25 protein-coding genes are annotated in these 26,599 nt (G+C 67.0%); 6 read left to right on the forward strand and 19 right to left on the reverse strand.

Going from position 1 to position 26,599, the window contains the following annotated elements:
• Positions 1-3,328: 3,328 nt before the first annotated feature.
• From KZX46_RS18040 to KZX46_RS18060, 5 genes are all read right to left on the reverse strand, one after another.
• Positions 3,329-5,137: a ShlB/FhaC/HecB family hemolysin secretion/activation protein gene (locus KZX46_RS18040; protein WP_219775132.1), complete on the reverse strand. Its 1,809-nt coding sequence runs from the start codon at positions 5,135-5,137 to the stop codon at positions 3,329-3,331.
• A 195-nt stretch (positions 5,138-5,332) separates the two neighbouring features.
• The gene (locus KZX46_RS18045) at positions 5,333-5,908 is read right to left on the reverse strand and encodes an OmpA family protein (protein ID WP_219775133.1); all 576 of its coding nucleotides are present in this window, start codon (positions 5,906-5,908) and stop codon (positions 5,333-5,335) included.
• Positions 5,909-6,096: 188 nt separating this feature from the next.
• A complete protein-coding gene (locus KZX46_RS18050; protein ID WP_219775134.1) occupies positions 6,097-6,732 on the reverse strand; it encodes a YjbE family putative metal transport protein in 636 nt (211 codons plus the stop codon).
• Positions 6,733-6,741: 9 nt separating this feature from the next.
• Positions 6,742-7,275, reverse strand: a complete 534-nt coding sequence (locus KZX46_RS18055; RefSeq protein ID WP_219775135.1) for a DUF177 domain-containing protein — start codon at positions 7,273-7,275, stop codon at positions 6,742-6,744.
• Complete coding sequence (locus tag KZX46_RS18060) at positions 7,272-7,787, reverse strand: ubiquinol-cytochrome C chaperone family protein (protein ID WP_219775136.1); 516 nt, start codon at positions 7,785-7,787, stop codon at positions 7,272-7,274. The genes KZX46_RS18055 and KZX46_RS18060 overlap by 4 nt, the downstream gene beginning before the upstream one ends.
• 92 nt (positions 7,788-7,879) lie before the next feature.
• Here KZX46_RS18060 and KZX46_RS18065 point away from each other — a divergent pair, with 92 nt between their 5' ends.
• Positions 7,880-8,371 carry an outer membrane protein assembly factor BamE gene (locus KZX46_RS18065; RefSeq protein WP_219775137.1) on the forward strand — a complete coding sequence of 164 codons (492 nt, stop codon included), beginning with the start codon at positions 7,880-7,882 and terminating at the stop codon, positions 8,369-8,371.
• A 1-nt stretch (position 8,372) separates the two neighbouring features.
• On the opposite strand, the gene thiL is transcribed toward KZX46_RS18065, so the two are convergent.
• From thiL to KZX46_RS18130, 13 genes are read right to left on the reverse strand one after another with little or no spacing between them, the layout of a single operon-like run.
• A complete protein-coding gene (gene thiL, locus KZX46_RS18070) occupies positions 8,373-9,293 on the reverse strand; it encodes a thiamine-phosphate kinase (RefSeq protein WP_219775138.1) in 921 nt (306 codons plus the stop codon).
• Complete coding sequence (gene nusB, locus KZX46_RS18075; RefSeq protein ID WP_219775139.1) at positions 9,286-9,771, reverse strand: transcription antitermination factor NusB; 486 nt, start codon at positions 9,769-9,771, stop codon at positions 9,286-9,288. Before nusB ends, thiL begins: the two co-directional genes overlap by 8 nt.
• 31 nt (positions 9,772-9,802) lie before the next feature.
• Positions 9,803-10,006 carry a hypothetical protein gene (locus KZX46_RS18080; protein WP_226896038.1) on the reverse strand — a complete coding sequence of 68 codons (204 nt, stop codon included), beginning with the start codon at positions 10,004-10,006 and terminating at the stop codon, positions 9,803-9,805.
• Positions 10,007-10,017: 11 nt separating this feature from the next.
• On the reverse strand, positions 10,018-10,938 hold the full coding sequence (locus KZX46_RS18085) for an aspartyl protease family protein (protein ID WP_219775141.1): 921 nt from the start codon (positions 10,936-10,938) through the stop codon (positions 10,018-10,020).
• A gap of 42 nt (positions 10,939-10,980) precedes the next feature.
• Positions 10,981-11,397, reverse strand: a complete 417-nt coding sequence (gene ribH, locus KZX46_RS18090) for a 6,7-dimethyl-8-ribityllumazine synthase (protein ID WP_216709902.1) — start codon at positions 11,395-11,397, stop codon at positions 10,981-10,983.
• A 45-nt stretch (positions 11,398-11,442) separates the two neighbouring features.
• Positions 11,443-12,717 (reverse strand): 3,4-dihydroxy-2-butanone-4-phosphate synthase, encoded by a 1,275-nt coding sequence (gene ribB, locus KZX46_RS18095; RefSeq protein WP_219775142.1) that lies wholly within the window; start codon positions 12,715-12,717, stop codon positions 11,443-11,445.
• Positions 12,718-12,757: 40 nt separating this feature from the next.
• The gene (locus KZX46_RS18100; RefSeq protein WP_219775143.1) at positions 12,758-13,366 is read right to left on the reverse strand and encodes a riboflavin synthase; all 609 of its coding nucleotides are present in this window, start codon (positions 13,364-13,366) and stop codon (positions 12,758-12,760) included.
• Between the two features lie 9 nt (positions 13,367-13,375).
• Positions 13,376-14,371 (reverse strand): bifunctional diaminohydroxyphosphoribosylaminopyrimidine deaminase/5-amino-6-(5-phosphoribosylamino)uracil reductase RibD, encoded by a 996-nt coding sequence (ribD, locus tag KZX46_RS18105; RefSeq protein ID WP_219777081.1) that lies wholly within the window; start codon positions 14,369-14,371, stop codon positions 13,376-13,378.
• Positions 14,371-14,937, reverse strand: coding sequence for a hypothetical protein (locus KZX46_RS18110; protein ID WP_219775144.1), 567 nt, complete (start codon positions 14,935-14,937; stop codon positions 14,371-14,373). Before KZX46_RS18110 ends, ribD begins: the two co-directional genes overlap by 1 nt.
• 6 nt (positions 14,938-14,943) lie before the next feature.
• Complete coding sequence (locus KZX46_RS18115) at positions 14,944-16,296, reverse strand: glutamate--tRNA ligase (protein WP_219775145.1); 1,353 nt, start codon at positions 16,294-16,296, stop codon at positions 14,944-14,946.
• Complete coding sequence (locus KZX46_RS18120; RefSeq protein WP_219775146.1) at positions 16,293-17,000, reverse strand: GNAT family N-acetyltransferase; 708 nt, start codon at positions 16,998-17,000, stop codon at positions 16,293-16,295. Before KZX46_RS18120 ends, KZX46_RS18115 begins: the two co-directional genes overlap by 4 nt.
• 57 nt (positions 17,001-17,057) lie before the next feature.
• Positions 17,058-18,713 (reverse strand): NAD+ synthase, encoded by a 1,656-nt coding sequence (locus KZX46_RS18125; protein WP_219777082.1) that lies wholly within the window; start codon positions 18,711-18,713, stop codon positions 17,058-17,060.
• Positions 18,714-18,769: 56 nt separating this feature from the next.
• A complete protein-coding gene (locus KZX46_RS18130) occupies positions 18,770-19,768 on the reverse strand; it encodes a catalase family peroxidase (RefSeq protein WP_226896039.1) in 999 nt (332 codons plus the stop codon).
• A gap of 161 nt (positions 19,769-19,929) precedes the next feature.
• Between KZX46_RS18130 and plsY the strand changes: the two genes are divergently transcribed.
• From plsY to KZX46_RS18145, 3 genes are read left to right on the forward strand one after another with little or no spacing between them, the layout of a single operon-like run.
• Positions 19,930-20,610, forward strand: coding sequence for a glycerol-3-phosphate 1-O-acyltransferase PlsY (gene plsY, locus KZX46_RS18135; protein WP_219775147.1), 681 nt, complete (start codon positions 19,930-19,932; stop codon positions 20,608-20,610).
• The gene (dprA, locus tag KZX46_RS18140) at positions 20,607-21,692 is read left to right on the forward strand and encodes a DNA-processing protein DprA (RefSeq protein ID WP_219777133.1); all 1,086 of its coding nucleotides are present in this window, start codon (positions 20,607-20,609) and stop codon (positions 21,690-21,692) included. The genes plsY and dprA overlap by 4 nt, the downstream gene beginning before the upstream one ends.
• An 18-nt stretch (positions 21,693-21,710) precedes the next feature.
• Positions 21,711-22,319, forward strand: a complete 609-nt coding sequence (locus tag KZX46_RS18145) for a hypothetical protein (protein WP_219775148.1) — start codon at positions 21,711-21,713, stop codon at positions 22,317-22,319.
• 80 nt (positions 22,320-22,399) lie between these two features.
• On the opposite strand, the gene KZX46_RS18150 is transcribed toward KZX46_RS18145, so the two are convergent.
• Positions 22,400-22,624: a type II toxin-antitoxin system ParD family antitoxin gene (locus KZX46_RS18150; protein WP_226896040.1), complete on the reverse strand. Its 225-nt coding sequence runs from the start codon at positions 22,622-22,624 to the stop codon at positions 22,400-22,402.
• Between the two features lie 440 nt (positions 22,625-23,064).
• Here KZX46_RS18150 and topA point away from each other — a divergent pair, with 440 nt between their 5' ends.
• Together topA and KZX46_RS23025 are read left to right on the forward strand one after the other, a co-directional pair.
• Complete coding sequence (gene topA, locus KZX46_RS18155) at positions 23,065-25,665, forward strand: type I DNA topoisomerase (protein ID WP_219775150.1); 2,601 nt, start codon at positions 23,065-23,067, stop codon at positions 25,663-25,665.
• 201 nt (positions 25,666-25,866) lie between these two features.
• Positions 25,867-26,565, forward strand: coding sequence for a PEPxxWA-CTERM sorting domain-containing protein (locus KZX46_RS23025; protein WP_226896041.1), 699 nt, complete (start codon positions 25,867-25,869; stop codon positions 26,563-26,565).
• Positions 26,566-26,599: the final 34 nt, after the last annotated feature.

Raw genomic sequence — 26,599 nt, forward strand, 5'->3', positions numbered from 1 at the left:
TCGCCGTTGCGCCAGCGCCCGCGATCAGGGTGAGCGGACCGCCCGTAGTGAACAGGGTGCCCGGCGCATCGAGGACGAGACGCTTGCCGCCCGAACCCGCGCTGTCCGCGACGAGCGTCCCGCTAGCGAAGATGTTAGCGTCCGCCTGGGCGAGAATATTTCCCACCGCCGACTGGGTCGCGCCACCGGGTGCCAACGTCACGCTTTGCGCTTTTACCGTATAGTCGCCCGCCGACGACACCGCGCCGGTCACGTTGGCCGAGCTTGTTGTCGCGGTGACCGTGACCGCTCCCGTGCCCCCCGAAGTCGCGCCGCCGAGGAGGACCGCTCCGTTCGCGGAGCTCACGCTGACCGCGTTGCGCGCGGTAACGACGCCGGCGGTGACATCATCGTTCGCGCTGATGGCGACGTTGCCCGTCCCGACCAGCGGCGGCAGCGTCGTGGCGAGCGCGATGTCGCCGACGAGGATGTTCGCGCCAGTGATCGTCAGCGTGTCGTCGTGGGTGACGTTCGCCCCGACCCCAGCCGAGCGCTGGAGCGCGACCGCGCCTCCGCCGGAAATCGTATAATTGCCGAGCGCGGTGATCGCCGCAGCGCCGGTATCGCTTGCGGTCAGCGTCACCGCACCGGCGGCGCCAAGCGAATGCGTCGCGCTCGCGGTGCCGAGGGTGAAGGTCGTGCCGGTGCCGGTGATGTTGGCGGTCGAGGCGACATCGTTGACCGTGACCGCGCCGCCGCCCGTCAGGGTGACGTCGGCCGCAGCGACCGCCCCGCCGGTGAACGTGGCGAGTGTCGGGTCGAGCGCCGCACCGGTCGATTTGGCCGACGTGGCGTTCAGCCCCGCCAAAGTGATCGCACCGCCGGTGTTGACCGTGACCGCGCCACCGCTGCGCAGGCTGTCGCCGGTCAGCGACGCGGCGTTGGCTCCGCTCGAACCGCCAACGGTGATCGTCGTGCCCGCGCGGACCGCGTCGACCGCAATGACGCCGTCCGACTTCAGCGCGACACCGCCCGATGCGGCGATCACACGCGTCCCGTTCGATCCGGCAATCGCGGTCTTGCCGGTCAGCGTCGCATTGCCGCCGAACGCGCTGACGTCGCCGACCGATAGCGTGCCGAGATCGGCGTGGAGCATTGCGAACGTCTTCGCCGAAATTGGTCCCGTCAGCGTCACGTCGCCGTTCGACGCCCCGATGTTGAGCGCGCCGAGCGTGCTCGTGTCGCCGCCGATGGTGACGTCGCGGTGGCCGGGCGTGGTGCCGGTCGAGCCGATGGAGTTGTCGTGTGTCGTCGTGACGGAGCCGAACAAGATGGCGTTGGCAGTCGCGAGCGTGTCGTCGGTCGTCGCGCTGTAATCGGTCGCCGCTGCGGGATTTGCGATGGTCGCCGTACCTGCCAGCGATCGCGCGGCGACGTTTCCGAGCGTGATGTCGCCCGCCGCCGCGATGAGGATGTCCGACTGGCGCGCGGTGCCGCCGGCAAGACTTCCGCCACCACTGATCGCCGCGGCGCTGTCGAGGACAAGCTTGCGGTCGCCCGCGCCGCCGCTGTCGGCGGTCAGGACTCCGGTCGTGCTGATGTCGCCGGTCGTCGATTTGATCAGAACATCGCCCGCGGCGGATTGCGCGCCGCCGAGCGAAACAGCACCGCCCTTGACGGTATAATTCCCGGTCGACGTCACCGCGCCCGACACCGTCGTAAGCCCCGTCGCAGAGACAGTGACGGCACGCCCTGCCGAACCGGCGCTGCCCGAGGTCGCCCCGGCGAGCGTCACCGCCCCGGCGGCGGCAGATGCCGTGACCGCGCCCTGTGCAGCGACGGTTCCTGCGGTGATCGCGCTGCTGGCGGTGAGGACGACATCGCCGGTCCCGGCAAGCGTGCCGGCCGGGTTGCTCGCGATATTCCCGGCGAAGATGCTCGACCCGCCGATCGCCAGCGAGCCGTCCTGGCTGACGTTCGCCGCGACTCCCGCCGCCGATTCGAGCGTCACCGCGCTGCTGCCCGAGATGGTGAAGTCGCCGAGTGTTGTGATCGTGCCGCCGCTGGCGATCAGCCCGAGCGCCCCAGCGGTCGAGGTGAAATTATGCGCCGCGCCGTCGACGCCGAGGACGATGCTCGTTCCCGCTCCGGTCAGGTCGCCACCAACCGAGACATTGCCCATGAAATTGAGCGCGCCGCCGGTAGCAAAGCTCGCGCCGCCGGTCGCCGCGACAAGGGCAATGCTCGTCGCGCCCTTGATCGCGGTGTCGATCCGCCCGCTGCTCGTCAGCGTCCCGGTCACCGCGAGGTCGCCGCCGAACTGCGCAGGCCCGCTGAAGGTGATCGCGTTGCCGCCGCCGTCGATCGGCGCATCGCGGCCGATGGCGATGACGATCCCCTTGTCGGTCGCAGTTGCGGTCGTCGCGGTCAGGTCACCGGTAACGTTGAGCAGTGTCCCGATTAGGTCCGCCGAGGTCGCGGCAGCGACGAGGACGCGCTGACCCTTGATGGTGCCAGCCAGCGTCTGTGCGGTTGCGACCGAGGTGCCCGCGTCGATCTTGATCGAAATGATACTCGTCGAATTGAGCGCAACGGTCGCATCGCTGGCGAGAACGAGTGCCGCGTCGCCGCCCGCCGCCGACAGCACGCCACCCTGAATGTCGAGCTTGGGGGCGACGAGAAGTAACACGCTGTCGGGCGCAATCGTTGCCTTGACCGAGCCGGCGTCGGCATCGACCGACACCGCATTGGCACCGGTGCCTGTAAAGCGCGTCGCCCCGCTGGCAAAATTGGCGAAGTCGGTGTCGGTGACGCCGAGCGAACTGGCGACGAAGCCGGTCAGGTTGGTCACGGTCGCCGAATTGGCAAACGAGATGCCGCCCTCGTTGACGACGAAAATCGTTCCCCTGCTCCCTGCAACGGCGGAAGAATTGCCCTGCAGCGTCCCCGCGATCGTCGACGGACTGAGAGTGCCGGTGACGCGATTGAGCACGGAGAAGGCGGCGTCGCCGGCGCCCTTGAAGGTCACGGCGTTGCCTGCGCCGATATCGAAGTTGCCCCAGTTGACGACTGCGCTCTGGCCTGCAGTGCCGGTGCCGACGGTCAGCCCTAGCGTGTCGGCGGTCCCGATCGTGCCGCCGAGGACGATCGTCGCCCCCGCACCACCGCCGGCGGTGGTCAGTGTCGAGGTGTTCGCGCTCCCGATCGCCGCCGCTACATTACCGCTCGCGATCGTCCCGTTGTTCGGCAACGCGCCCGCAGCCTGCGCCGCCTTCGGCAGCAACGCCAGCGCGGCGACGGCGGTCCCATGGAACAGGCGGCTGCGCAGGCTGGTCACGATCCTAGCTCCTCAACGCCATGGGAGCGCGCGGATGGTCAGCGACACAAGCACGCGCGCGGGCGGCTTGACCGTGTCGATCGCCAGCCCCTTGTCGAGCGGCTTGGCGTACAGCACGTCGACCCGTCCGTGACTGCCCCAGGTCGCGCGGACTCCGCCTCCAACGCTGTGGAGCGTGCGGTTCGCCTCGAACTGGTTCGAATCGAGGTTGCGGATGTGGATGACGTCGTAGAAGCCGACCGCCTCGTACGCGAGATCGTTGCGCGACAGCGGCTGCGGCTTGCCGATGCGGAATTCGGTCGCCGCCCCGTAAGCCCGGTCGCCCGAAGTCGCGCCGGGATCATAGCCGCGCCCGATTGTCAGGTTACCGACCGCAAGCTCGTCGAACGCGAGCAATGGGTGGTCGGCGTATTGGCCGCGCGCATCGACCGACACCGTCGCAGCGAATGGCGACTGCAGGCCGAAGCGGATCCGGCCCTCGATCACCGCATTGGCGCGGGCGATGAATGCCTGCGGATCACCTTCGAAACGCGTCGGGATCGCGCCGCCCGATGTCTGACCGAGCCGGGTTGCGCCGAAGACGTTGATGTCCTTGCGAACCTCGACGCCGCCCGCGATGCGCCAGAGCGGAGCGAGGCCGCCGGTCGACCGCGCCACGGCGTCGCCATTGGCCTGAAGGTACAGCTCGCGCAATTTATCGGTGTTGATCGGGCTGCCGTTTGACCGGGTCCGCTGTTCGATGAAGTCGAAGCCGCCATCGACGCGGAGATTACGATTGGCGCGACGGATCAGCGGATACGATCCCGACAGCGTGCCGAGCAACGATCGCGATTCGAGGTTGAGACCGACCCCCGAGCTCGCCAGCGTCGGCTTGGTCCACGCATAGGTGAACTGGCCGCCGATCCGCAGCGGCGACTTGGCGAACGGCTCGAAGTCGTGCCCGACCTGAACGACCTGCTGCTCCTTGAAATCGCCGGTGGTGAAGACGCCGAGGAAGGTCCGGTCGGCCAGCCCGGTCAGCCCGTAAAGCTCGCCGCGAACCAGCCCCGAATAGCGCCCGATCTGCGTCGACCCATAGTTCTGCGCATTGAAGAACAGCGCCCCGCGCGTGCGTTCGACCGCGACCTCGCCGACGACCTCGCCGAGTTTGCCCGACGGCGCGGGCCGCAGTTCGAGGGTGACCGCGACGCCGGGGATGTCACCGGCGAGGAGCAGGATGCGTTCGGCATCGATCTCGTTGAGCGGATCGAGCTTTTGCAGCCGCTCGAGCAGCGCCGCGATCCGCTTCGCCGAACGGCCCGGATCGCCGCGCACGCGCAGGGCAACGATCTTTGCAGTGATGACCTCAAGGTGGAGGTGCCCGGCGATCGTCTGTTCGGGAACGCGGACCGTCGCGACAAAGTGCGCGCGGGCAAGCGCGGCGTTTGCCGCATCGCGAATATCGCAGATCGCCCGGATCGGTCGCGGGCTACCGTCGAGCCCGCTGCCGACCCCGCCGAGCGCGGCACGGACTCGAGGGTCGAGCTCAGCGCTACCCGGTCCGGTAAAATCGATCGCGACCAGCGGGGCCGACAGCGCCGACGTCGCAATCGCAGCGGGGCACGGCCCGGCGGCGACCGCGCCCCGGGCGCGGACGGTGACCGCCGCGGCAGCGGGGGGCGGCGTTTCGGGTTGGCGACGGACTTCCTGCGAGGTCGGCAGCCCGCCGTTGATCAGTCCGGGGGCTGGCATCGCTCCGCCCGAGCCGATGATCTGGGCGGATAGCGGCAGAGCGGTGACGAAGGGAGCCACGAGCATCGCACCGGCCACGATGGCCGACACCGGGCCTCGCCCGTGACGCTGCACGCCCCCCAACATTCGCAAATTCCCCCGTCTGGCCGCATCCGACGGCTGACTAGATCCTACACAGTTATGATGTTCGATCCCGCGATTCTGGCGTCGCAGTAGCGATCAGAGTTAAAAGGCCCGGTTTACAAGGCCCGGACTGCCAAGCTCGAAAATACGAACCCCGAAATACTAAGCGCTAACTTCGACTCGGCGATTGGCGGCGTCTTCGGGCGAATGGCCCTTGAGCGTCTTGTCGGAGCCAAAGCCCTTCGCGGTCATGCGGCCTTTGTCGACGCCATTGCTCGACAGATAGTTGACGACCGATTGCGCGCGCGCCTGGCTGAGCGCCATGTTGACGTCGTGCGGGCCCGAGCTGTCGGTGTGGCCTTCGACGGTGAACGGGCGGTAGCTGCCGACGGCAACAAGGCTCTTGGCGAAACGATCGAGCGTCGCCTTGGCGGCGGCGGTGAGATCGGCCGAGCCCTTGACGAAGGTCATGCTGATATCGGCGCGGATCGCGCGTGACATGCTGCTCGCGGCGTTCGACATCGCGGTGCCGGCCGAGGCTGCGCCCGGCAGGCGCATCTGGCGAGTCTCGACCGTATCGGGGCACGAGCCGTCGGGAAGCTTTTTCGGGCAAGTCGGCTCTTCGGGCTTCGGCTTTGCGGCGAGGCTCTTGGCCAGTCCTTCGACATCCTGCGCGTGAACGGAAACCGCGCCAAAGCCCATCAGGCCGGCAGCGGCGAATGCGAGAAACGTCCGCACGATCTATCCTAACACGATTGCCCCGCGCAATATCAGCGCGGCTGCCGTGTAAGATGGTCGCAAGTGTTTCGTCAATTAAATTGTGCGTCCCGACTGCCGAAACGCCTGATTCGCGACAGAAACGAAAAGTCGAACAATGACGTTACGGTAGCGTTACAATAACCATAGTAAGTGCCGATTTTTGCCTCTTAGCCAATCAGCGGCATCATTTGACGGCCGCCGTCGACGATCATCGAGCCCGCGACATAAACAATCACCGCGAGCCCGGCATAGGCGATCCAGTGATGACGCTCGATGATGCGCGCAATGTAGTTCGCTGCAACCGCCATCAGCGTCACCGACAGGGCAAGGCCGAAGAACAGCACTGCGGGATGATTGCGCGCCGCACCTGCGACCGCGAGGACATTGTCGAGGCTCATCGACAGGTCGGCGATCGCAACCTGGATTGCGGCGCGGGCAAAGCTTTTCGCGGGCTTGACCGCGACGGCGCCGGTCTCCGCGGCTCCGGTCTCGGCGGCGGGAGCCCGCTCGCCGCGAAGTTCGCGAAACAGCTTCCACCCGACCCAGAGCAACAGCAGTCCGCCCGCCAGCCGCAACCCGACGACGTCGAGCAGCCGCACCGCAAGAAAGGCGAACCCGACGAGGCAGACGAGCGCGATGCCGACGCCGAGCGTGAGGACGCGCTTGCGTTCGGCGGCGGGAAGCCCCGCTGCGAGCGTGCCGAGGATCACGACATTGTCGCCCGCCAGCATCAGGTCGATCATGATGACCTGGCCAAGTGCGGCAAGCCCGCCGGCGGTGAAGACGTCGGCGAAGAATTCCATCCCCGACGATTACTTGGGCGGACGCAACATGGCAAACGGGTTGGCGCGCGCCTTGTCCGCCGCCGCGATCGCCACGGCCTCGGCCTCGGTCGTCAGCAGGCGCTCGGCAGCGGCGCGGATCTCGGCGGGCGCGCGCGGATACGGATCGAGCGCGAGACCAAGCGACTGGGCGATTGCTTCGCCCAGATCGAGGTGATCACCGTCGAGCGGGACGACGTCGAGGTCGGAGTCGCCCAATTCGATCTCGTCGCCTTCGGGGACGTCGTCGCTGAAGCGGAGGTCGACCAGCTCGGCGAGCGTGAAGGCGACCGGCTCGGCCGAGACGACGCACGCCTGTTCGCCCGCCGCATCGAATCTGCCGGTGACGCGGATGCCGCCGGCGTCGCGGACGATCGTCAGGTCGGCGGTCAGCCGGTCGAGCGTCAGCAGGTCGAAGCGGGTGGCGAGCGCGATGCGCTCGAGCGGCTTCGCCTCAATCGCCTCGCCGCGCGGGCTTGTGCCGACGTCGTGCGCCCGGATGATCCGGGAGAATTCGGGGGTCACAGGCGGCCCCCGACGAGCGCGTCGAGCGGCACCGCATCGATCCGCGCCGCCAGCGCCCGCACCCGTCGACCCGCCCAGTCGACCGCCGCCGGATCGACCTGGGCACCGCGATAAAGGTTGCGTGCGAGTGCAATTTCAAGCGCTTCGCCGCCTGCGAGCGCATCGCGATACGCTCCGAGCCGGCCGCCGAGCGCCGACACCATCTTGCCGACCTGCTTGCCGACGGTCGGATCGCCGATGCCGAGCTCACGCAGCGACCCGTCCATATCGGCGATGAAGCGCTCGGTCAGGTCGGCCGAAAACTGCCGTTGCCCCTCCCCCTCTCGCTCCAGCCGCAGCAGGACCAACGCCAGACCAAGTGCGACCGCATCGAAGCGCCCGTCGACCGTATCGGGCACAGCTCCGGCCAGATACCAGTCGGGGGTTCGCGCCTCGGCGACGATCGCGCGATACAGCGCGTCGCCCGGCGGAGCGGAGCGGGCAGAGCGAAACAGGCGGTCGAAAAACGTCATCTGTGGCGAAGCCTTGTCGGGATAGCGGCTTTCGGCATATTGAGGCGATCGACGCCGGGCGCAACGTGCCGCGGCGTCACGGGAGTTCAACGATGCGTTTCACGTTTCCGATTGCGGCCACGATCGCCGCGGCGTTGCTGGTGATTTCGGGCTGTTCGACGATCAAGCAGAACCAAGGCTATATCGTCGACGAGGCGCTGGTGACGTCGGTCCAGCCGGGCGTCGACAATAAGGATTCGGTGCAGAAGACGCTCGGGCGTCCGACCTTCGCGGCACAGTTCGACGCGGACGAATGGTATTACATCTCGCGCAACACCCGCCAGATCGCGTTCCTGTACCCCAAGGCGCAGTCGCAGGGCATCATCAAGATCAGCTTCGACCCACGCGGCAACGTCACCAAGATCGAGCGCCGCGGGCTCGAGGAAGTCGTCAATGTCCGCCCGCTCCGCGAGAAGACCCCGACGCTCGGGCGCAACACCGGCATCTTCGAGGATATCTTCGGTGGCGTCGGCGCGTTCGGCAGCGCCAACACCCCGACGGACTCGGCAGGCGGTACCTCGACCGGACGCGACGGGCCGAAGTAGCTTAGTGTTCGTAGCCTAGCTTCGACGGCGCAAACGGCTGTCCGTCGAGGCCGAGCACGATCAGCCCCTCCCCTTTGCCGACCGACCCGACGAGCGTCGCACCGGGCATCGTCAAGCTCGGCGGCAGGGTGAACAGCAGCTCGTAATCGTCTCCCGCGCTCGCCAGCCCCGCTAGCCCGGCATCGTCGCGGGCTGTGCGTGCGGCGGCGGCGGAAGAAACCGGCATTAGCGCGAGGTCGATAGTGATCGCGACGCCGCTGGCCAACGCAAGGCGTTCGGAATCGATGAGCAAGCCATCGGACACATCCATCGCCGCCGTCGCTTGCCCGACCAGCAATTGGCCTAACGCCAGCCTCGGTTCGGGGCGGCGATAGCGGTCGAGCAGAAACTTATCGGGAGCCGCCTCGCCCGTGGCGATCGCTAGCCCGAGCCCGGCGTCGCCGATCGTCCCGCTAACCCACAAGGTATCGCCCGGATTAGCACCGCTGCGCGCCAAAGCCTGCCCCGGCTCGACTTGCCCGATGGCGGTCAACCCGAGCACTGCCGCCGCGAGCCCCGACACCGTGTCGCCGCCCCACAAGGCAACGCCCCAGCGGTCCATCGCCCGCTTCAGCCCGGCGGCGAATCCAGTGACCCACGCCTCGTCCTCTGCCGCGCTCAACCCGAGGCCGAGCAGCACCCCCGCCGGGCGCGCGCCCATCGCCGCGAGGTCGGACAGATTTACTGCGAGCAGCTTCCACGCGACGTCGCTGGGATTGTCGCCGGGAAGATAGTGGACCCCGCTCGCCAGAACATCGTGGGTGAAGACGAGGTCGCGCCCGATCGGCGGACTGAATACCGCCGCGTCGTCGGTGAGACCGCGCGCCGTACTGCTCGTCGCCAGCGGCGCGAGCAGCCGCGCAATCAGGTCGCGCTCACGCACCCGTCGTCGCGGAGGACCGCACCGACCGCGCAACCGCGTCGAGCAAGCCGTTGACGAACTTCGCCTCGCGCGGATCGTAGAAGGCATGGGCGACGTCCATATATTCGTCGATTATCGTCGCCACCGGAACGTCGATGCGCGCGATCAGCTCATAGACCCCGGCACGGAGCAGCCCGCGCATCGGCTTGTCGAGGCGGTCGAGCGCCCAGCCGTCGGCGAGGTTCGCTGAAATCAGCGCGTCGATCTCGCTCCCGCGGACGGTCGCGCCGGCGACGAGGTCGTCGAAGAACGCCGCATCCGCAGGACGATACTGCTCGTCGCCGATCGTCGCACCGAGCCGGTAATTGTGGAATTCGGTCAGGAGGCCCGGCACCGTCCCGCCGGTCATATCGCGCTGATAAAGCGCCTGCACTGCCGCCAATCGCGCCGCCGAACGGGCGTTACCGACCCGCGCCTTCTTCATCTTCGTCTGTGCCATGGCGGCGATGTAGCCGCGCAGGGCCGATATGTCACCCTCGCGGGAGCTGTCGCGGTCTCCGCGCCGCCTCGACGATGCGCGCTGTCGAGAGGAGGATCGCGGCGACGAGGCCGCCGATCGCCAGCAGCCCCGCCGGAGTCGTCTCGACCCGTGCGCGCAGCTGCACCCCGCGCCCGAGGCGCAGGCTCGCCTCGGCACGTTGGGGAACCGAGAGAAAATGGGGCTGGGTTGTCAATGATTGCTGTGTCATCGGCGCAGCGTAAACCGGACCCGCCGCGCGCGGAAGTCGAGCGCGACGCGGCGGAATGCCTCCAGCACATCGGTGCCGAGCAGCAGCGCCGGCTGATGCTCGAGCCCGAACAGGCGGAACGGCGGCGCATCGGCAAAGGCGACCCGCACGTTAGCAAGGTCGATGCCGCCGAGGTGGATATTCGCGACCGTCGCGAGGTTCGCGGTAAGCGTCTGGCCGGTGACGCTTGTCAGGATCACCGGCACCGGCACCGGCGGCCGCCGCGTCCCGAACACGCGCGCCTCCAGCGCGAGATTACCCATCGTGATCTCGGACCCGGTATCGATCACCGCGTAGATCGGGATGTTGCCGACGCGCGCCGCGGTGAGGATCAGCTGGCCGTTGCGGCGGCGCGCGGTGACGACGATCTCGTCGCCGCCACTGACCAACTCGGGCCTGCGCGAATCCTGGACGGTGATCGTCTTCTTGTCGAAATCGAGCATAAGCCGCTGGTCGGCGAGCGCGTCGATCCCGACGAGGCCCTGTGCGCCGAGATAGCGTTCGGGCAGCGCCGGCGCGGCAATGTTGTCGATCACGCTCTGGCCGAGCTTGATCGTCTCGATCCGGACCGTGCCGACGCGCGAGGCTCCGGCCATCCCCTGGAGCTTGACGATGTTCCCGGCAGGCAGCGCGAGTTGCGCCGCGAGACCCGATCCAATCACCGAGCGGTCGGCCCCCGAGTCGACGAGGAAGCGGTACGGCCCCTTGCCGTTGACCTCGACGGGAATGAACATCCGCGTCTTCGATTGCTCGGCGGCGACAGCGTCACCGGTGATTTCAAGCGTCTCGTCGATCGTTGCCGGCGGGATCGTCGGCAGGATCGGCGGCGCGGCATTGGTCGAAAGGGCCGCGAGCGCGGCGAGCATCGCGATACTCATGCTGCCGCATTGGTCCGTTTGAGGACGATCCGCAAGCGGCGCCTAGGCGGCGAAGCGCTCGCGCAGCGCTATCATCGCCAGCGCCGCCGTCGCCGCCTCCCCGCCCTTGTCCTTCTCTGACTTCCGCGCGCGCGCCCACGCCTGCGCCTCGTTCTCGACGGTCAGGATGCCGTTGCCAATCGCCAGGCCGTCGAGGGTTAGAGCCATGATCCCGCGCGCGCTCTCGGACGCGACGACCTCGAAGTGATACGTCTCGCCGCGGATGACGGTGCCGAGCGCGACGAAACCGTCGAACACATCCGACGCCAGCCCGATCGCCGCCGGGATTTCGAGCGCGCCCGGCACCGTGATGGTCTCGTGCGTCGCCCCCGCGGCGTCGAGCGTTGCCCGTGCGCCGTCGAGCAGCGCATCGGCGAGCGCATCGTAGAAGCGTGCTTCGACGATCAGGATGTGCGGCATGTCTTGTGCTTTCTTTACTTTCGCCTCCCCATCGGGGGAAGACAGCTAATCCGTTGCGCCGGGGATCGGCCGCTCGCCGACGACGGTCAAGCCATAGCCGGTCAGGCCAACGATCGTCCGGTGCGAATTGGTCAGCAGGACCATGTCGGTCACCCCAAGATCGACGAGAATCTGCGCGCCGATGCCATAATCGCGGAGCGCGACCGACTCACCATGCCCGCGCGCCAGCATCTGCGTCGAGATCGCGTCGGACCGCCCGTCGCGGATGATGACGACGATCCCCGCGCCCTCGTCGCCGATGATGTCCATCGCGCGCTGCAACTGGCCCGAGCGGCTGTCGTCCTCGGCGAACAGGTCGGTGAACATCGACATCGTGTGCATCCGCACCAGCGTCGGCTTGGCCGGGTCGATATGGCCCTTCTGCAGGACCATGTGCTCAGTCCCCTCGGCCTTGTTGACGTAGGCCTTCGCGGTCCAGCGCCCGCCGTGGCGGCTGTCGAGCGGGGTTTCAGCGAGGCAGGCGACGAGGTTATCGTGCTTCATCCGATAGGCGATCAAGTCGCGGATCGTGCCGATCTTGAGATCGTGCTCCGCGGCAAAGCCGAGCAAATCATCCAACCGCGCCATCGTCCCGTCGTCGTTCATGATCTCGCAGATCACCCCCGACGGGTTGAGCCCGGCGAGCCGCGAGACGTCGACCGCCGCCTCGGTGTGCCCAGCGCGGACGAGCACGCCGCCGTCGCGCGCGACGAGCGGGAAAACGTGGCCCGGGGTGACGATGTGGCTCGCGTCCTTCGAAGCGTCGATCGCCACCGCGACGGTCCGCGCACGGTCGGCGGCGCTGATCCCGGTGGTGACGCCGTCGCGCGCCTCGATCGACACGGTGAAGGCGGTCTCGTGGCGAGTGCCGTTGTGCCGCGCCATCAGCGGCAGGCCGAGCGACTTGACCCGGTCGGCAGCGAGCGCGAGGCAGATCAGCCCGCGGCCGTATTTCGCCATGAAGTTGACCGCCGCCGGGGTCGCCATCTGCGCCGGGATGATCAGGTCGCCCTCGTTCTCGCGGTCCTCGTCGTCGACGAGGATGAACATTCGGCCGTTTTTCGCTTCGTCGATGATCTCCTCGATGCCGACAAGCGCGCGCGGCGAGTTCCGTCGGGTGAGATAGGTTTCGAGCTTGCGCAGCGTGTCGCTCGTCGGGTTCCAATCGGGCTCGTCGAGATTGCGCAGCGAGTTGGCGTGGAGCCCAGCGGCGCGGGCAAGGCCCGAGCGGCTCTCATTACTGTCGCCGACCAGCATCCGAATTCGATCGATCGTTGTCATGCTTCACACCTCAATGTGAAACATGCAAGCGCCGATCACATCACAATGTCAACACGTCGCGCATGCGGCCGAGATAACGCGCGAGCACATCGATCTCGACGTTGACCTCGTCGCCGACAGCCAGCCCGCCGAAGGTCGTCCATTCACCCGTGTGCGGGATGATATTCAGGTCGAAACGGATTCCGCCGTCGGCTCCCGGACCGACGCCGTTGACCGTCAGCGACACGCCGCTAAGCGCGACCGACCCTTTGGCCGCGATGAACGGCGCGACCGACGCGGGCGCTTCGATCGTCAGCTTGATCGAGCCGCCCTCGCGGTCGAGCGCGGCGACCCGCCCGACCGCGTCGACATGACCGGTGACGATGTGGCCGCCGAGCTCATCGCCGACCTTCAACGCACGTTCGAGGTTGAGCAGCGCCCCAGCCGTCCATTGCGCCGCAGCGCTGTGGCGGAGCGTCTCGCCGCTGACGTCGACGGCGAATTCGCCGGGGGCCTTGTCGACGACGGTCAGGCACACCCCCGAGCACGAAATCGACGCGCCGAGCGCAATGCCGGCGGTATCGTAGCCGGTGGCGATGCGGACGCGAAGGTCGCCGCGCGGCTCGACCGCGGTAACGGTGCCGATGTCGGTGATGATGCCGGTAAACATGGACCCTGCCTATCGGACCCGGTCGTATTCCTCAACCCGGTCGAAGCCGAGCGTCAGTGCCGCGGCAAGCCGCCACCGGCCGTGCGCGCTGCCGAGGTCGGTCAGGCAAAGATCGCCGATTCCGCGCCGCCCGCCGATTATGATCGGCGCGCGATAGATCAGCAGCCGGTCGACGCGATCGGCGGTGAGCAGCGAAGTCGCCACTCCTGCCCCGCCCTCGACGAGCACGGCCAGGATGCGCGGATCGGCATCAAGGTCGGACAGGTCGCGAAGGAGGCGCGCGTCGCCGATCCGCGCTTCCGCCGGGATCGCCTCGAGTGTCGCGCTCAGCACCGCTCGTTGCGGGGCGCGGTCCTCGAGCCCGTCGAGACGGACATCGAGCGCCGGATCGTCGGCGGTTAAAGTCCCGCCCCCGACAATAATGAGGTCGCAGCGCGCGCGTTCGAGATGCGCGTGACGCCGCGCCGCCGCGCCTGTGATCCAGCGGCTCGTCCCGTCGGCAAGCGCGATGCAGCCGTCGAGCGAGACCGCAAGCTTGAGCGTGATGTGCGCGCGGCCATGCCGGTGCCGCGTGAAGAAGCCCGGGTTGACCCGCTCGGCGGCGGCAGCGAGCGCCGGGGCAGCGACATCGACGACGATCCCCGCCGCGCGCAGACGGGCGACCCCGGCTCCGGCGGTGCGCGGATCGGGATCGATGCCGCTGGTGACGACGCGGGCGACCCCGGCGGCGATCAACAGGTCGCTGCACGCCGGGCCGCGCGTGGAGATATGCGCGCAGGGTTCGAGCGTGACGTAGGCGGTCGCTCCGCGCGCGGCGTCACCCGCAGCAGCGAGCGCCACCGCCTCGGCATGGGGTCGGCCGCCGGGTTGGGTCCAGCCACGCCCGACGACGCGACCGTTGGCGACGATGACGCAGCCGACGCTCGGGTTGGGGCTGGTCCGTCCGACACCACGCTCGGCGAGGGCGAGCGACGCCCCCAGCCATCGCGCGTCGCGGGCGTCGATCACGCCTTGGGTTTGGCGGCGGTGGGGGCGGCTGCAGACGGGGGCGGCGCTGGCGGCACCGGCGCGACATAGCCCTCGGGCTGAAGGTTCTTCGGCTGCGCCGAGACGAACGCGTCGTACTGGTTCTGCGCCTTGACGCGCGCCGGCCCCTGCAGCGTCGCGATATACGCGCGCGAAGCGGCCGCATCGGCGTGCGCGGCGGCTTCCTCGGCCGAGCGCTCGCGCTGGATGTCGGCGTCGCTGCGGGTCGCGGGCCAGCTCTTGACGAACACCACCGGCACGACCTTGCCCGAATAGCCCCAACGCGATTCGAGCAGGAACAACGCCATGATCGCGCCGACGATCAGCAGCGCCACACCGCCGATGATCAGCCGGGATCTCGGTATATTGCGCATCCGCTCGACCAACGACCCCGGCGACGGCGATGACGGCGGTGAGAATTCGGGATCCGGCCGCCACGCCCGGCGGGCCATTTCGAGCGGAGTCCGCGCCACGGGCCGGGCCTGGGGTTCGGACGCCTTCGACGGCAGCAGTCGCGGGGGCGGCAACGGCGAAAACAACTTCATCGGCGGTTACTCCTGACACCGGATATAAGCGGGTGCCGCCGCCGCCGCCAGCCGCGCCAGCGCCGCGCCCCGGCCGATCAAGGGCAGTAGAGCCGCCATCTCGGGACCGGCGTCGCGGCCGGTCAGCGCGACGCGCAGCGGGTGGAACAGCCCCCGGCCCTTGCGCCCCGACGACACCTTGAGCGCGGCGGTCCAGCGCGGCCAGATGTCGGGGGTCCAATCTAGCGCGGCCAGCGCATCGTGCGCGGCGGCGATGAAGTCGCAGTCGGCGGGGTCGGCGACACCATCGACCGGCCCGGTGATGACGCGCCACCAGCCCTCGGCGTCCGCCACCGTCGCCACATTGCCGCGCACCGCGTCCCACGCCGCCGCGGTCATGCCGTCGGGCAGCCGGTCGGCCACCGCATCGAAGTGCAGTGCATGAATCGTCTTCGCATTGAGCGCCGCGAGTTCAGCGGGATCGAAGCGCACCGTCGACCGCCCGAACGCGGCGAAATCGAAGCCAGCGATCAACGCCGCATCGTCGGCAGGCTCGGTCGCCGCGCTGGTTCCGAGCCGGGCGAGAAATGCGCGCACCGCCCCCGGCTCGAACCCCGCGTCGCGCCATTCGGCAACCCCGGCAGACCCCAACCGCTTCGACAGCGCCGCGTCGGCTCCGGTCAGCAGCGGCAAATGCGCAAGCGCGGGCGGCTGGCTCCCGAGCGCGGCGAACATTTGAAGCTGGACCCCCGAATTGGTGACGTGGTCCTCGCCGCGAACGATCGTCGTGATGCCGAGATCGATGTCGTCGACCACCGACGGCAGCATATACAGCCACGATCCGTCGGCGCGGCGGACGACGGGATCGGACAGCGACGCCGGGTCGATGTGACACGCGCCGCGAACGAGGTCGTCCCAGACGGCCGGCGCGGCGGTGTCGAGCCGGAAGCGCCAGTGCGGTGCGACCCCCTTCGCGGCGAAGTCGGCGTGGTCGGCGTCGGTCAACGCGAGCGCCGTCCGATCGTACACCGGCGGCAGCCCGCGCGACGCCTGCACCCGCCGCTTGAGGTCGAGCTGCTCGGGCGTGTCGTACGCCCGGTATGCCCGCCCGGCTGCCGCCAGCCGCGCGAGCGCCGCCTCGTAAAGCGCGAAGCGGTCCGACTGGCGCACCTCGGCATCGGGGGTCAGCCCGAGCCAGTCGAGATCATCGCGAATCCCCTGCGCCGATGCCTCCGACGACCGCGCGAGGTCGGTATCGTCGAGCCGCAGCACGAACCGCCCCCCCTGCTGCCGCGCGTACAGCCAGTTGACCAGCGCAGTGCGGATGTTCCCGGCGTGGAGACTACCGGTCGGGGATGGGGCGAAACGGGTGACGGTCATGGGCGTAACCCCGGCCGCCAACGCATCAGGATGTCAGGTTCGCCTTCCTCGTTGCGAGCGCCATCGGACCGCTCAACTTCGTCGAAGCCGCGTCGACAGTAGAAAATGCGCGCCGCCTCGTTGCGCTGGAAGGTCCAGAGCTGGACTAAAGCCGCACCCAATAGCGCTTCGCCGAGCAAGCGTGATCCGATCCCGCGGCCGTGCCAATCCGCATCGATGTACAACTGGTCGACCCAGCCGGGCCGCCGCGAGCAAAATCCGATGACGCGCTCGGCGCGCGCCACCCTGACGACCGATGACCCGATGAGGCCGCTGATGAAAGCACGGTCGGCTTCGGCATCATGCAGCTTGGGGAGGTAGGGCATTGCCGTATCGCGGACCCGGCGCATGAACGCGGCGATCTCGTCGACGTCCGCGACCGATGCGTCGGCGATTTCGGCACCCCCGATCGCGCGTTCATATCGTACGCCGGTCAAAGCTTCGATCTCGATCCAGTCGAGTTCGGACCGATGATCATCCTCGAATTCGACATGGACCAGCGGTTCGAAGTCCAAGGCCCGAAGGACGGTGCCGCCCGCTTCGCCCGCGTGAACCCGAAGCTCGCCGTGCTTGCATCGGATGTAGACCGGACGGCCATCGACGCTCTCGCCCTCGAACTGGGTGGTAAAATTTATGGTCCGGCGGAGGGTGGCGAGGGTCAACACGTCGGGAGTCTAGCATGCCTCGGCGACGACAGGATGAAAAATGGGATCGGACCAGCGCTAACTGCTCGTCCGGAACGCATTCGTGATCGGATACCGCCGGTCCCGCCCAAAATTGCGCCGCCCGATCTTCACCCCCGGCGGGGCCTGGCGGCGCTTGTATTCGGCGACGTAGAGCAGGCGTTCGATCTTCGCCACGAGCGCCGCATCGAGCCCGGTCGCGGCAAGGTCGGCGACCGACTGCTCGTTCTCGACCAGCCCGATCAGGATGCGGTCGAGGATGTCGTAGGGCGGCAGGCTGTCGTCGTCGCGCTGGTTCTCGCGCAGTTCGGCGGTCGGCGGCTTGTCGATCACGCGCTGCGGCATGACCGGACCCTTGGGGCCGAGGCCGAGGCGCGGGAAGTGCGCGTTGCGCCACTCGCACAGCTTGAACACCGTCGTCTTGTAGACGTCCTTGAGCACCGAATAACCGCCCGCCATGTCGCCGTAGATCGTCGCGTAACCCGTCGACATCTCGCTCTTGTTGCCCGTCGTCAGCAGCATCGGCCCGAACTTGTTCGACAGCGCCATCAGGCTCAGCCCGCGGATGCGCGACTGGATATTCTCCTCGGCGATGTCGCGCGAGCGCCCTTCGAACAGGGGGCTGAGCATGTCGTCAAACGCCGTCATCGCCGGCAGGATCGGCACGGTGTCGAGGCGGCAGCCGAGCAGCCGCGCGCATTCGGCGGCGTCGTCGAGGCTGTCGCCGACGGTGAAGCGCGACGGCAGCATCACGCACCACACCCGGTCGGCCCCGAGCGCATCGACCGCGACCGCCGCCGACAACGCGCTGTCGATCCCGCCCGACAGGCCGAGGACGACCCCGGGGAAGCGGTTGCGGTTCACATAGTCGCGCAGGCCGACGACCATCGCGTAATAGATTCCGGGCAAATCGTCGTCGATCGTCGCACGCTCGCCCGGATCGCAGACCCAGCCGCTCGCGCCGCGCGTCCACCGCGTCGTCACCAGCGCCTCGTCCCAGTCGGGGAACTGCCACGCCGTCGAGCGGTCGGCGTTGAGGATGAAGCTCGCGCCGTCGAACACGAGTTCGTCCTGCCCGCCGACGCGGTTGAGATAGGCGAGCGGCAGCCCGGTTTCGACGACGCGCGACACGCTGAGCGACAGCCGCCGGTCATCCTTGCCGACCTCGAACGGCGAACCGTTGGGGACGATCAGCATCTCCGCCCCGGTCTCGGCGAGGCATTCGGTGACTTCGGGGGTCCAGATATCCTCGCAGATCGGCACGCCGAGCCGGACCCCGCGAAACGCCAGCGGCCCCGGCAGCGGCGCGCTGGCGAAGACGCGCTTCTCGTCGAAGGTGCCATAGTTCGGCAGGTCGTGCTTGCGCGTCACGGCAACGACCTTGCCGCCGTCGAGCAGCGCCATCGCGTTGAACAGCCGCCCATCCGCGACCCACGGCAGCCCGACGAGCATCCCCGGGCCGCCATCCCCGGTCGCCGCTGCAAGCCGGTCGAGCTCGACCGCGCAACGCTCGACCGCCGCGGGCTTGAGCACGAGGTCCTCGGGCGGGTAGCCGATCAGCGACAGTTCGGGGGTGACGAGCAGGTCCGCCCCGCCCGCCGCCGCCCGCGCCGCGAGCATCGCATCGGCATTGCCGCGCAGGTCGCCGACACTCGCGTTCGACTGGTGGAGGGCGATCGTCAGCGTATCGGTCATGCCCGGGATGTAGGCGAAGCGCACGGACGCGTCATCCCCGCGTCGACGTCACGCCTTTATTGGCGCTCGCCGAACGAGATCGGATACGCCGCCGACCGTACCGCGATCATCGGATCGGCGGGAGCGATCCCGGCGGGGACATTGTTAGGCAGGAAGATCAGCCTTTTGTCATCCCTGGCCTGATCCGTCGACAGCTTGGTGATGGTGATCGTCCCGAGCTTGATCAGCCGTCGTGCGTCGGGCCACGCGATCGACGGATCGTCGATCTTGTCGCCGGGCGCGGCGACCTGCGCGAACCAGTCGAAGCGGATCGGACCGGCTTTGACCCGCTTGGCGATCTCGGTGGCGAGATAGCCGGGGGCGCGCTGCTTGAGCGCGGCGGTGTCGAGGTAATGCTCGCCCGCGGCGGGGACGAAGCGGTAGCGAACCGCGTTCGCATGCCCCTTGGCGTCGGTGAAGCTGAACGCGTTGACCCCGAAATAGGCGTTGGTCGCATAGCTTTCGGGAGCAGGCTTCTGCGTCGTCAGGAACGTCGCGGCGATCGGATGCGTGCCGAGGAAGCGATCGAGCGGCGTCGGCTTCGCGACCCCGGGGCCGCTCGTCCCGACGGCGTGGAACAGCTCGCCGAACTCGGCCGCGGTCTTGACCGGGAAGCCGTTGAAGCCGTGCGCGACGATGTCGATCGTTGCGTCGTCGGCCGGCCCGAACTTGATCGCCATGCCGCGCGGACTGGCATTGGGGTCGGCGTCGGGGATGTTGGGGATGCCGGTAAAGTCGGAAAAGCGTACGGTCACCGCGATCGGCCGGGTGAAGATCGCGGCCTTGCTTAAGCTGCGCGCGCCAGCATCGGGGGTGAAGTTGCCCGTCAGGACGATGCCCTTGGCGTGGACCGCGCGCGCTTGATGCTCACCGAATGCACTGTGCAAGTCGCTGACCAACTTGGCGGGCAAGTCATCCTGCGCCGTGGCAGGCGACATCACCAGTGCAGCGAGCGCACCGAGCATCCACCGGCTGCCACGAAACCAGCGGCGATTGATCGACCGATCTTCAAACATCTTTGCGCCCCCCAGCGTATCGATAAGCTGAGACCATAGCCGACGTCGATTACCGTTCGATTACTATCTGCCCGTCGACATTGCTGCAGAATGGCAATCAGCACCGAGATGGTTGGATCAAACTGGTGACGCGGTTAACCGAACCCGCTACGAACCTCTAAATGGGGCCGACACCGATCATCTGCGCGCTGATCGGCTATGTCCTCGGCGCGATCCCGTTCGGGCTGCTGCTAACGCGGGCGTTCGGCGCGGGCGACCTGCGGAGCATCGGCTCGGGCAATATCGGCGCGACCAACGTGCTGCGGACCGGGCGCAAGGGGTTGGCGGCGGCGACGCTGCTGCTCGATGGCGGCAAGGGCGCGGCGGCGGTTCTGCTGACGCGGCATTTTACCGGCAGCGAGCACATCGCCGCGATCGCCGGCTTTGCCGCTTTCGGCGGGCATTTGTTTCCGGTCTGGCTCAACTTTCGCGGCGGCAAGGGGGTGGCGACCATGCTCGGTGTCAGCCTCGCCGGCTGGTGGCCTGCCGGAGTCGCGGCGCTGCTGGTCTGGCTGATCGGCGCGGTCGTGACGCGTTATTCCTCGGTCGGCGGGATGATGGCGGCGGTCGCGAGCGCGGTCCTGTTCACCGTCGCCCGGACGACGGTGCCGCTCGATGCGACATGGACGCTTACGGCATGGGCGATGACGGCGCTGCTGATGCTCAAGCACGGCGACAATATCCGGCGTTTGCGCGCGGGGACCGAGAGCAAGATCGGCGCGAAGAGTCCGCCGGGCGACCCCGACCCGCCGTTTGGTCACAACGGCGGTCCAGCGCTCGACGATACCCACGGCACCCGGTGAGCGACGACGTCGCGCGCCTCCGCCTGATCCGCAGCGACAACGTCGGCCCCGTTACCTACCGCCAGCTCCTCCGCCGCTTCGGCACCCCGCAAGCCGCTCTCGACGCCCTACCCGACCTCGTCCGCCGTGGTGGCGGAGCGGCGCGGATCGCGACCGTCGCCGACGCCGAAACCGAGCTGTCGGCGGTCGCCAAATTCGGCGGGCAGTTCGTCTTCATCGGCACCGGCCTCTACCCGTGGCTCCTCGCCCAGACCGAAACCGCGCCCCCTGCGCTCGCGGTCAAGGGCGACCTCGGCCTGCTCGAACGCCCGTGCGTGGCAATGGTCGGCGCGCGCAATTCAAGCGCGGCGGCGGTGCGCTTCGCCCGCGAACTCGCCACTGAATTATCGCAAGCCGACCTCGTCGTCGTATCGGGGCTCGCACGCGGGATCGACTCGGCGGCACATCAGGGGGCGCTCGACGGCGGCACGATCGGGGTCATCGCCGGGGGGCTCGACAATGTCTATCCGCCCGAGAACGCCAGCCTGCAGGCGTCGATCGGGGCTTCGGGGCTGGTCGTCGCCGAACAGCCGTTGGGCACCAGCCCGCAGGCGCGCCACTTCCCCCGCCGCAACCGCATCATCGCCGGGCTGTGCGCCGGGACGATCGTCGTCGAGGGCGCATTGAAGTCGGGCTCACTGATCACCGCGCGGATCGCCGCCGAGGCCGGGCGCGAGGTCATGGCGGTGCCTGGCTCGCCGCTCGACCCGCGCGCGCAGGGGTGCAACCAGTTGATCCGCGAGGGCGCGACGCTGATCCAGACCGCCGCCGACGTCCTCGAAGCGCTCGGCACCGTCGGCGGCCAGATCGGCGGCCGCCTGCTATCGCCGGGTACGACATGGGACCCCGGCCCGGTCGCGCTCGACGCCGACGACACGACCCGAGATCACATCATCGCACTGCTGTCCCCGACGCCGGTCGCTATCGACGAACTCGTCCGCCAGAGCGGCTGCCCGGCGGCGACGGTCGCGGGGGTGTTGCTCGATCTGGAGCTATGCGGGGGACTGGTGCGCCATGCCGGGGGGCGCGTGGTCAGGACATAAGACTACAGGGGAAGAATTGTGATCGAGATCATTCAAACAGCTCCACCGGTAACGTCGTCTCTTTCACTGGCGTATTGGACGGCCGGCGCAGTTGTTATTTCAGCAGTAATTGGAGCCTTAATAGCACTTTTTGGACATCTTATAAATAGATCGAACACAAAGCTTCAAAATGACATCGTACGTGACAATATGCATTTATCGCTAACTCAAGATCGGGAAAATTCCCGATTGGAGGCGCAACTAGCCACCGCAATTAAGCTCGCTGATATGCGTCAAGTATGGATTAATAACCTGCGTGACGATATGTCGGCATTTCAGTCTTTTGGCGTCACGCCAGACCTTGACCATGGCAATAATCAGGAATTTTATAGACTAGGCACACGTATCGAACTATTTATGAATCCAGATGATCCAGATTATGAAGCCCTGACAGATGTACTTTATGGTTTTTTATCTGCGAAATCTACGTTTGAGAAGTATTCAGCAAATCCTAGGTTTGTGAAGGTTTGTCAAAGAATATTGAAACGAGAATGGGACGTGTTAAAAAACGAACTCCGACTTATAGAAAAAGCCGATACTCTCCAGGTAGTAGATACATCCGAGCCGACGATCTCACTGCAACAGTGAGAGAGGTGACCGCCGCGATGTAATCGAATAGACCTACGGGCAAGCGTTTCGCTTGATAGATAAGCGGACTTCGTATCCGGTCACATCCCTGCGGTCGCTTGGACGTGGCGCTCTGCCAATTCCTCGACGGCGACGTCGATCGGAACGCACTTCATCGGATCAGCCTTATATCGATCATAGGCCGGGGTGACCTTATCGCGCAGCCACTTCTCAACGCGCGGACCAGACTCAATCAGCGCTTCGAGGTCGTCCTGGATGACCTCGCTTGGGCTGTCGTATTCTCCCGTCGCGACCCTGCTTCGCACAAGTTCGGCCATGTGATCGGGCAAGGTAAGCGTTAACTCTTGGTCGCCATGGCATATCTTCCGGGATCGCAGAACGAACATAGACCGTAAGCGTCCAAGTCTCAACGCACCGGTGTTCGCCGCTGTCCTACACCCCGGCGTTCAGCGTATGATCGAGCCTTCGAGTCGCCACCGGGCGGCGGTCGCGCTCTTTCTCATCGTCAGCCATCTGCCTCCCCACGGTCGCACCCCGTGCAGACGTTATCCACATCGTTCCCGAAACACTGGTCATCGCGATTTCAATGTTCAAAACCGTGAACTTCGTGTGACCTTTCGCGCCGACCGACCAGACCGTTAATAAAATCTTTACCGAAAGATCGTGTCCGTAATTGTACGCTCCCCTTGCCACCGCCCCCATATAACGCGTAGGGGCCGCCGCGTTTGGCCCGGGAGAACATTGCATGGACGTCGTGATCGTCGAGTCACCCGCGAAGGCCAAAACGATCAACAAGTACCTCGGGTCGAACTACGTCGTCCTCGCGAGCTATGGCCATGTCCGCGACCTGCCGCCGCGCGACGGGTCGGTCGAGACCGAGAATGGCTTCGCGATGCACTGGGAATTGTACGGCGACAAAGCCAAGCAGCTCAAGGCGATCTCGGACGAGGTCAAGAAGGCCGACCATGTCATCCTCGCGACCGACCCCGACCGCGAGGGCGAGGCGATCGCATGGCACCTGCTCGAATGGATCAAGGGCAAAAAGGGCCTGATGCCCAAGGGCGGCGCGACCCGCGTCACCTTCAACGAGATCACCAAGACCGCGATCCTCGCCGCGATGGGCAAGCCCCGCGAGGTCGACGGCGACCTCGTCGATGCGTACCGGGCGCGGCGTGCGCTCGACTATCTCGTCGGCTTCAACCTGTCGCCGGTGCTGTGGCGCAAGCTGCCCGGTGCCAAGTCGGCGGGGCGCGTCCAATCGGTCGCGCTGCGCATCGTCGTCGACCGCGAGCGCGAGATCGAGACCTTCGTCAACCGCGAATACTGGACCGTCGAAGCGACGCTCGCGACTGTCGCCGGGGCTTCGTTCGTCGCCCGGCTGACGCACTGGAATGGGAAAAAGCTTGACCGCTTCGACCTGTCCGAAGTCGTCGCGGCGCAACAGGCGCGCGCCGATGTCGAGGCGGGCAAGTTCACCATCAGCGCGGTCGAGACAAAGCCCGCGACGCGCAATCCTTACCCGCCGTTCACGACGTCGACGCTCCAGCAGGAGGCGTCGCGCAAGCTCGGCTTCACCGCCAGCCACACGATGCGCGTCGCTCAGTCGCTCTACGAGGACGGCCACATCACCTACATGCGGACCGACGGCGTCCAGGTCGCTGGCGAGGCGATCGAACAAGCGCGGGCGGTCATCGCCAAGGATTTCGGCGGCGGCGAGAACGTTCTGCCCGCCAAGCCGCGCCATTATGCGACCAAGGCAAAGAACGCGCAGGAAGCGCATGAGGCGATCCGCCCGACCGACCTGACCCGGCGTCCGGGCAGCGGCATCTCGGGCGACAATGGCAAGCTGTACGCGCTGATCTGGAAGCGGACGATCGCGTCGCAGATGGCGTCGGCGAAGATGGAGCGGACCGCGGTCGACCTGACCGACGCCGCGGGCAAGGCGACGCTGCGTGCGAGCGGGCAGGTCATCCTCCACCCCGGCTTCCTCGCGGTCTACACCGAGGACCGCGACGACGCCCCGGTCGACGGGGAGGACGCCGACGACACGCGCCGCCTGCCCAAATTGGTGCAGGGCGAGAAGCCGCAGGTCACCGCCGCGCGCGCCGACCAGCACTTCACCGAGCCGCCCCCGCGTTATTCGGAAGCCTCGCTGGTCAAGCGCCTCGAAGAACTCGGCATCGGCCGCCCGTCGACCTACGCCTCGATCCTCCAGACGCTGCGCGACCGGCTGTATGTCCGGATGGAGAAGAACCGCTTCTTCGCCGAGGAGAAGGGGCGGCTCGTGACCGCATTCCTCGAACGCTATTTCGAGAAGTACGTCAGCTACGACTTTACCGCCGAGCTTGAGACGCGGCTCGACGAGGTGTCGGCAGGCGACCTCGATTATTTGACCGTCCTCAGTGACTTTTGGAAGGACTTTTCGCCGAAGACCAAGGAGGTCCTCGAGATCCGCCCGTCGGACGTCACCGTCGCGCTCGACGAATTCCTGTCGCCGTTCCTGTTCCCGCCGAAGGAAGACGGCTCCGACCCGCGGCTGTGCCCGACGTGCGGCACCGGCCGCCTCGGCCTAAAGACCGGCAAGTTCGGCGCGTTCGTGTCGTGCTCGAATTACCCTGACTGCCGCTACACCCGCCAGTTCGGCGAAGGCGGCGAGCTCAAGGAATCGACCGGCCCGGTCGTGCTCGGCGACGACCCGACGACCGGCCAGCCAGTCAGCCTGCGTTCCGGCCGCTTCGGCGCTTACGTCCAGCTCGGCGAGGACGGCGCCAAGGGCGACCCCAAGCCGCCGCGCGCGTCGATCCCCAAGGACATGCCGGTAACCGGCGAGGAGCACCTCGACACCGCGATCCAGCTGCTGTCGCTACCGCGTGAAGTCGGCCTCCACCCCGAGACCGGCAGCCCGATCACCGCGAGCATCGGCCGCTATGGCCCCTACCTCGCCCACGCCGGCAAATACGCCCGGCTGACGTCGAGCGCGGAGGTGTTCGAGACCGGCATGAACTCGGCGGTGGCCAAGCTCGCCGACGCCGCGGCAAACCCGGGCCGGGCCCGCAATGCCCCACAGGCCTTGCGTGAAGTCGGACCGCATCCGGTGTCGGGCAGCGTCATCAAGCTGATGGAAGGCCGCTTCGGACCCTACCTGACCGACGGAACGATTAACGCCAACGTGCCGAAGGGCGAGGACGGCATGGCGCTGTCGCTCGACGCCGCGGCAGCGTTGATCGACGCACGCGCGGCGATGCCGGCCAAGGGCAAGAAACGCCCCACGAAAGCCCCCGCTCGGAAGGCGCCCGCCAAGACCGCCGCCGCCAAGCCGAAAGCTACAAAATCCGTGAAAAAGTAACCTTTAATCACAGTCGGTTCTGGTAGATTACTCGAATTTATCGATGAGTTAATCATCCATTATTCCGATATCGTCGGGATATCTTACAGTTGTCGCGCGCTTTTTATAGGTAGATTGTCCAACCCCCTGGAATGGCGTCGGGTGTTGACTTGGCACTGTCTTTGCATCGTTCTCGTTACGTAATCGAAACGAGGATTTGTGATGACCCAGCTCACCACCACCAAGCTTGCCGCCATGACCGTCCTCGCCTTCGCCGGTATTGCGGCCGGATCGGCCAACGCCGTCACCGTCATTTCGGTGGAAGCGGCCGGCATACAGAACACCACTGTCGCGCTGTCGCGGTCGGGCGTCGAAACCTTTTCGGGACCGGCCGGAACCAACGTGACGTTAGCAACCAATTTCGGCGGCAGCAGCTATAGCGGTGTCTACTCAGCGCACGACGTTATTGCCACTGGCACGCAGTATGGCGGTGCCGGCGGATCGGGTTACTTCACGATGGGTCACGGCACCGTCACGATCGACATCACCGGTCCGGCAAATTACTTCGGGCTTTGGGCATCGGCGATCGACACGAACAACGCGATCGAATTCTGGCGCGGCGGTGTCGAGGTCGATCACATCTCGCCGCTGGCGATGGGGCTTGAAGCGAGCTACCTCGGCAACCCGAACGCCTCGTTTCTCGGCAAGGACCGGGCCCAGGCGTTCGCATTCATCAACTATCACGTCTTAGGCGGCTTCGATCAGGTTCGCCTGATCCAGGGTTACGGCGGCATGTTCGAGAACGACAACAATACCGTCGGGCTCATCCCCGAACCGACATCGTGGCTCCTGCTCCTCGCGGGCTTCGGGCTTGTCGGCCTGCGTTTGCGCCGCGCACCGACGCGGGTCGTTCTCGCCTGATCCTCGGCACGACAGGCATCGCAAAGGGCTGCCC

The organism is Polymorphobacter sp. PAMC 29334 (genome assembly GCF_019431245.1).
In the GTDB taxonomy this organism is placed as follows: domain Bacteria; phylum Pseudomonadota; class Alphaproteobacteria; order Sphingomonadales; family Sphingomonadaceae; genus Polymorphobacter_B; species Polymorphobacter_B megasporae.

Bases quoted from the DNA above. Each gene is read 5' to 3' on its own strand.
- KZX46_RS18050 (WP_219775134.1), bottom strand. From the start codon at position 6,732: ATGGAATTCTTCGCCGACGTCTTCACCGCCGGCGGGCTTGCCGCACTT.
- KZX46_RS18060 (WP_219775136.1), bottom strand. From the start codon at position 7,787: ATGACGTTTTTCGACCGCCTGTTTCGCTCTGCCCGCTCCGCTCCGCCG.
- KZX46_RS18065 (WP_219775137.1), top strand. From the start codon at position 7,880: ATGCGTTTCACGTTTCCGATTGCGGCCACGATCGCCGCGGCGTTGCTG.
- nusB (WP_219775139.1), bottom strand. From the start codon at position 9,771: ATGGCACAGACGAAGATGAAGAAGGCGCGGGTCGGTAACGCCCGTTCG.
- KZX46_RS18085 (WP_219775141.1), bottom strand. From the start codon at position 10,938: ATGAGTATCGCGATGCTCGCCGCGCTCGCGGCCCTTTCGACCAATGCC.
- ribH (WP_216709902.1), bottom strand. From the start codon at position 11,397: ATGCCGCACATCCTGATCGTCGAAGCACGCTTCTACGATGCGCTCGCC.
- ribB (WP_219775142.1), bottom strand. From the start codon at position 12,717: ATGACAACGATCGATCGAATTCGGATGCTGGTCGGCGACAGTAATGAG.
- KZX46_RS18100 (WP_219775143.1), bottom strand. From the start codon at position 13,366: ATGTTTACCGGCATCATCACCGACATCGGCACCGTTACCGCGGTCGAG.
- KZX46_RS18110 (WP_219775144.1), bottom strand. From the start codon at position 14,937: ATGAAGTTGTTTTCGCCGTTGCCGCCCCCGCGACTGCTGCCGTCGAAG.
- KZX46_RS18115 (WP_219775145.1), bottom strand. From the start codon at position 16,296: ATGACCGTCACCCGTTTCGCCCCATCCCCGACCGGTAGTCTCCACGCC.
- KZX46_RS18125 (WP_219777082.1), bottom strand. From the start codon at position 18,713: ATGACCGATACGCTGACGATCGCCCTCCACCAGTCGAACGCGAGTGTC.
- KZX46_RS18130 (WP_226896039.1), bottom strand. From the start codon at position 19,768: ATGTTTGAAGATCGGTCGATCAATCGCCGCTGGTTTCGTGGCAGCCGG.
- plsY (WP_219775147.1), top strand. From the start codon at position 19,930: ATGGGGCCGACACCGATCATCTGCGCGCTGATCGGCTATGTCCTCGGC.
- topA (WP_219775150.1), top strand. From the start codon at position 23,065: ATGGACGTCGTGATCGTCGAGTCACCCGCGAAGGCCAAAACGATCAAC.
- KZX46_RS23025 (WP_226896041.1), top strand. From the start codon at position 25,867: ATGACCCAGCTCACCACCACCAAGCTTGCCGCCATGACCGTCCTCGCC.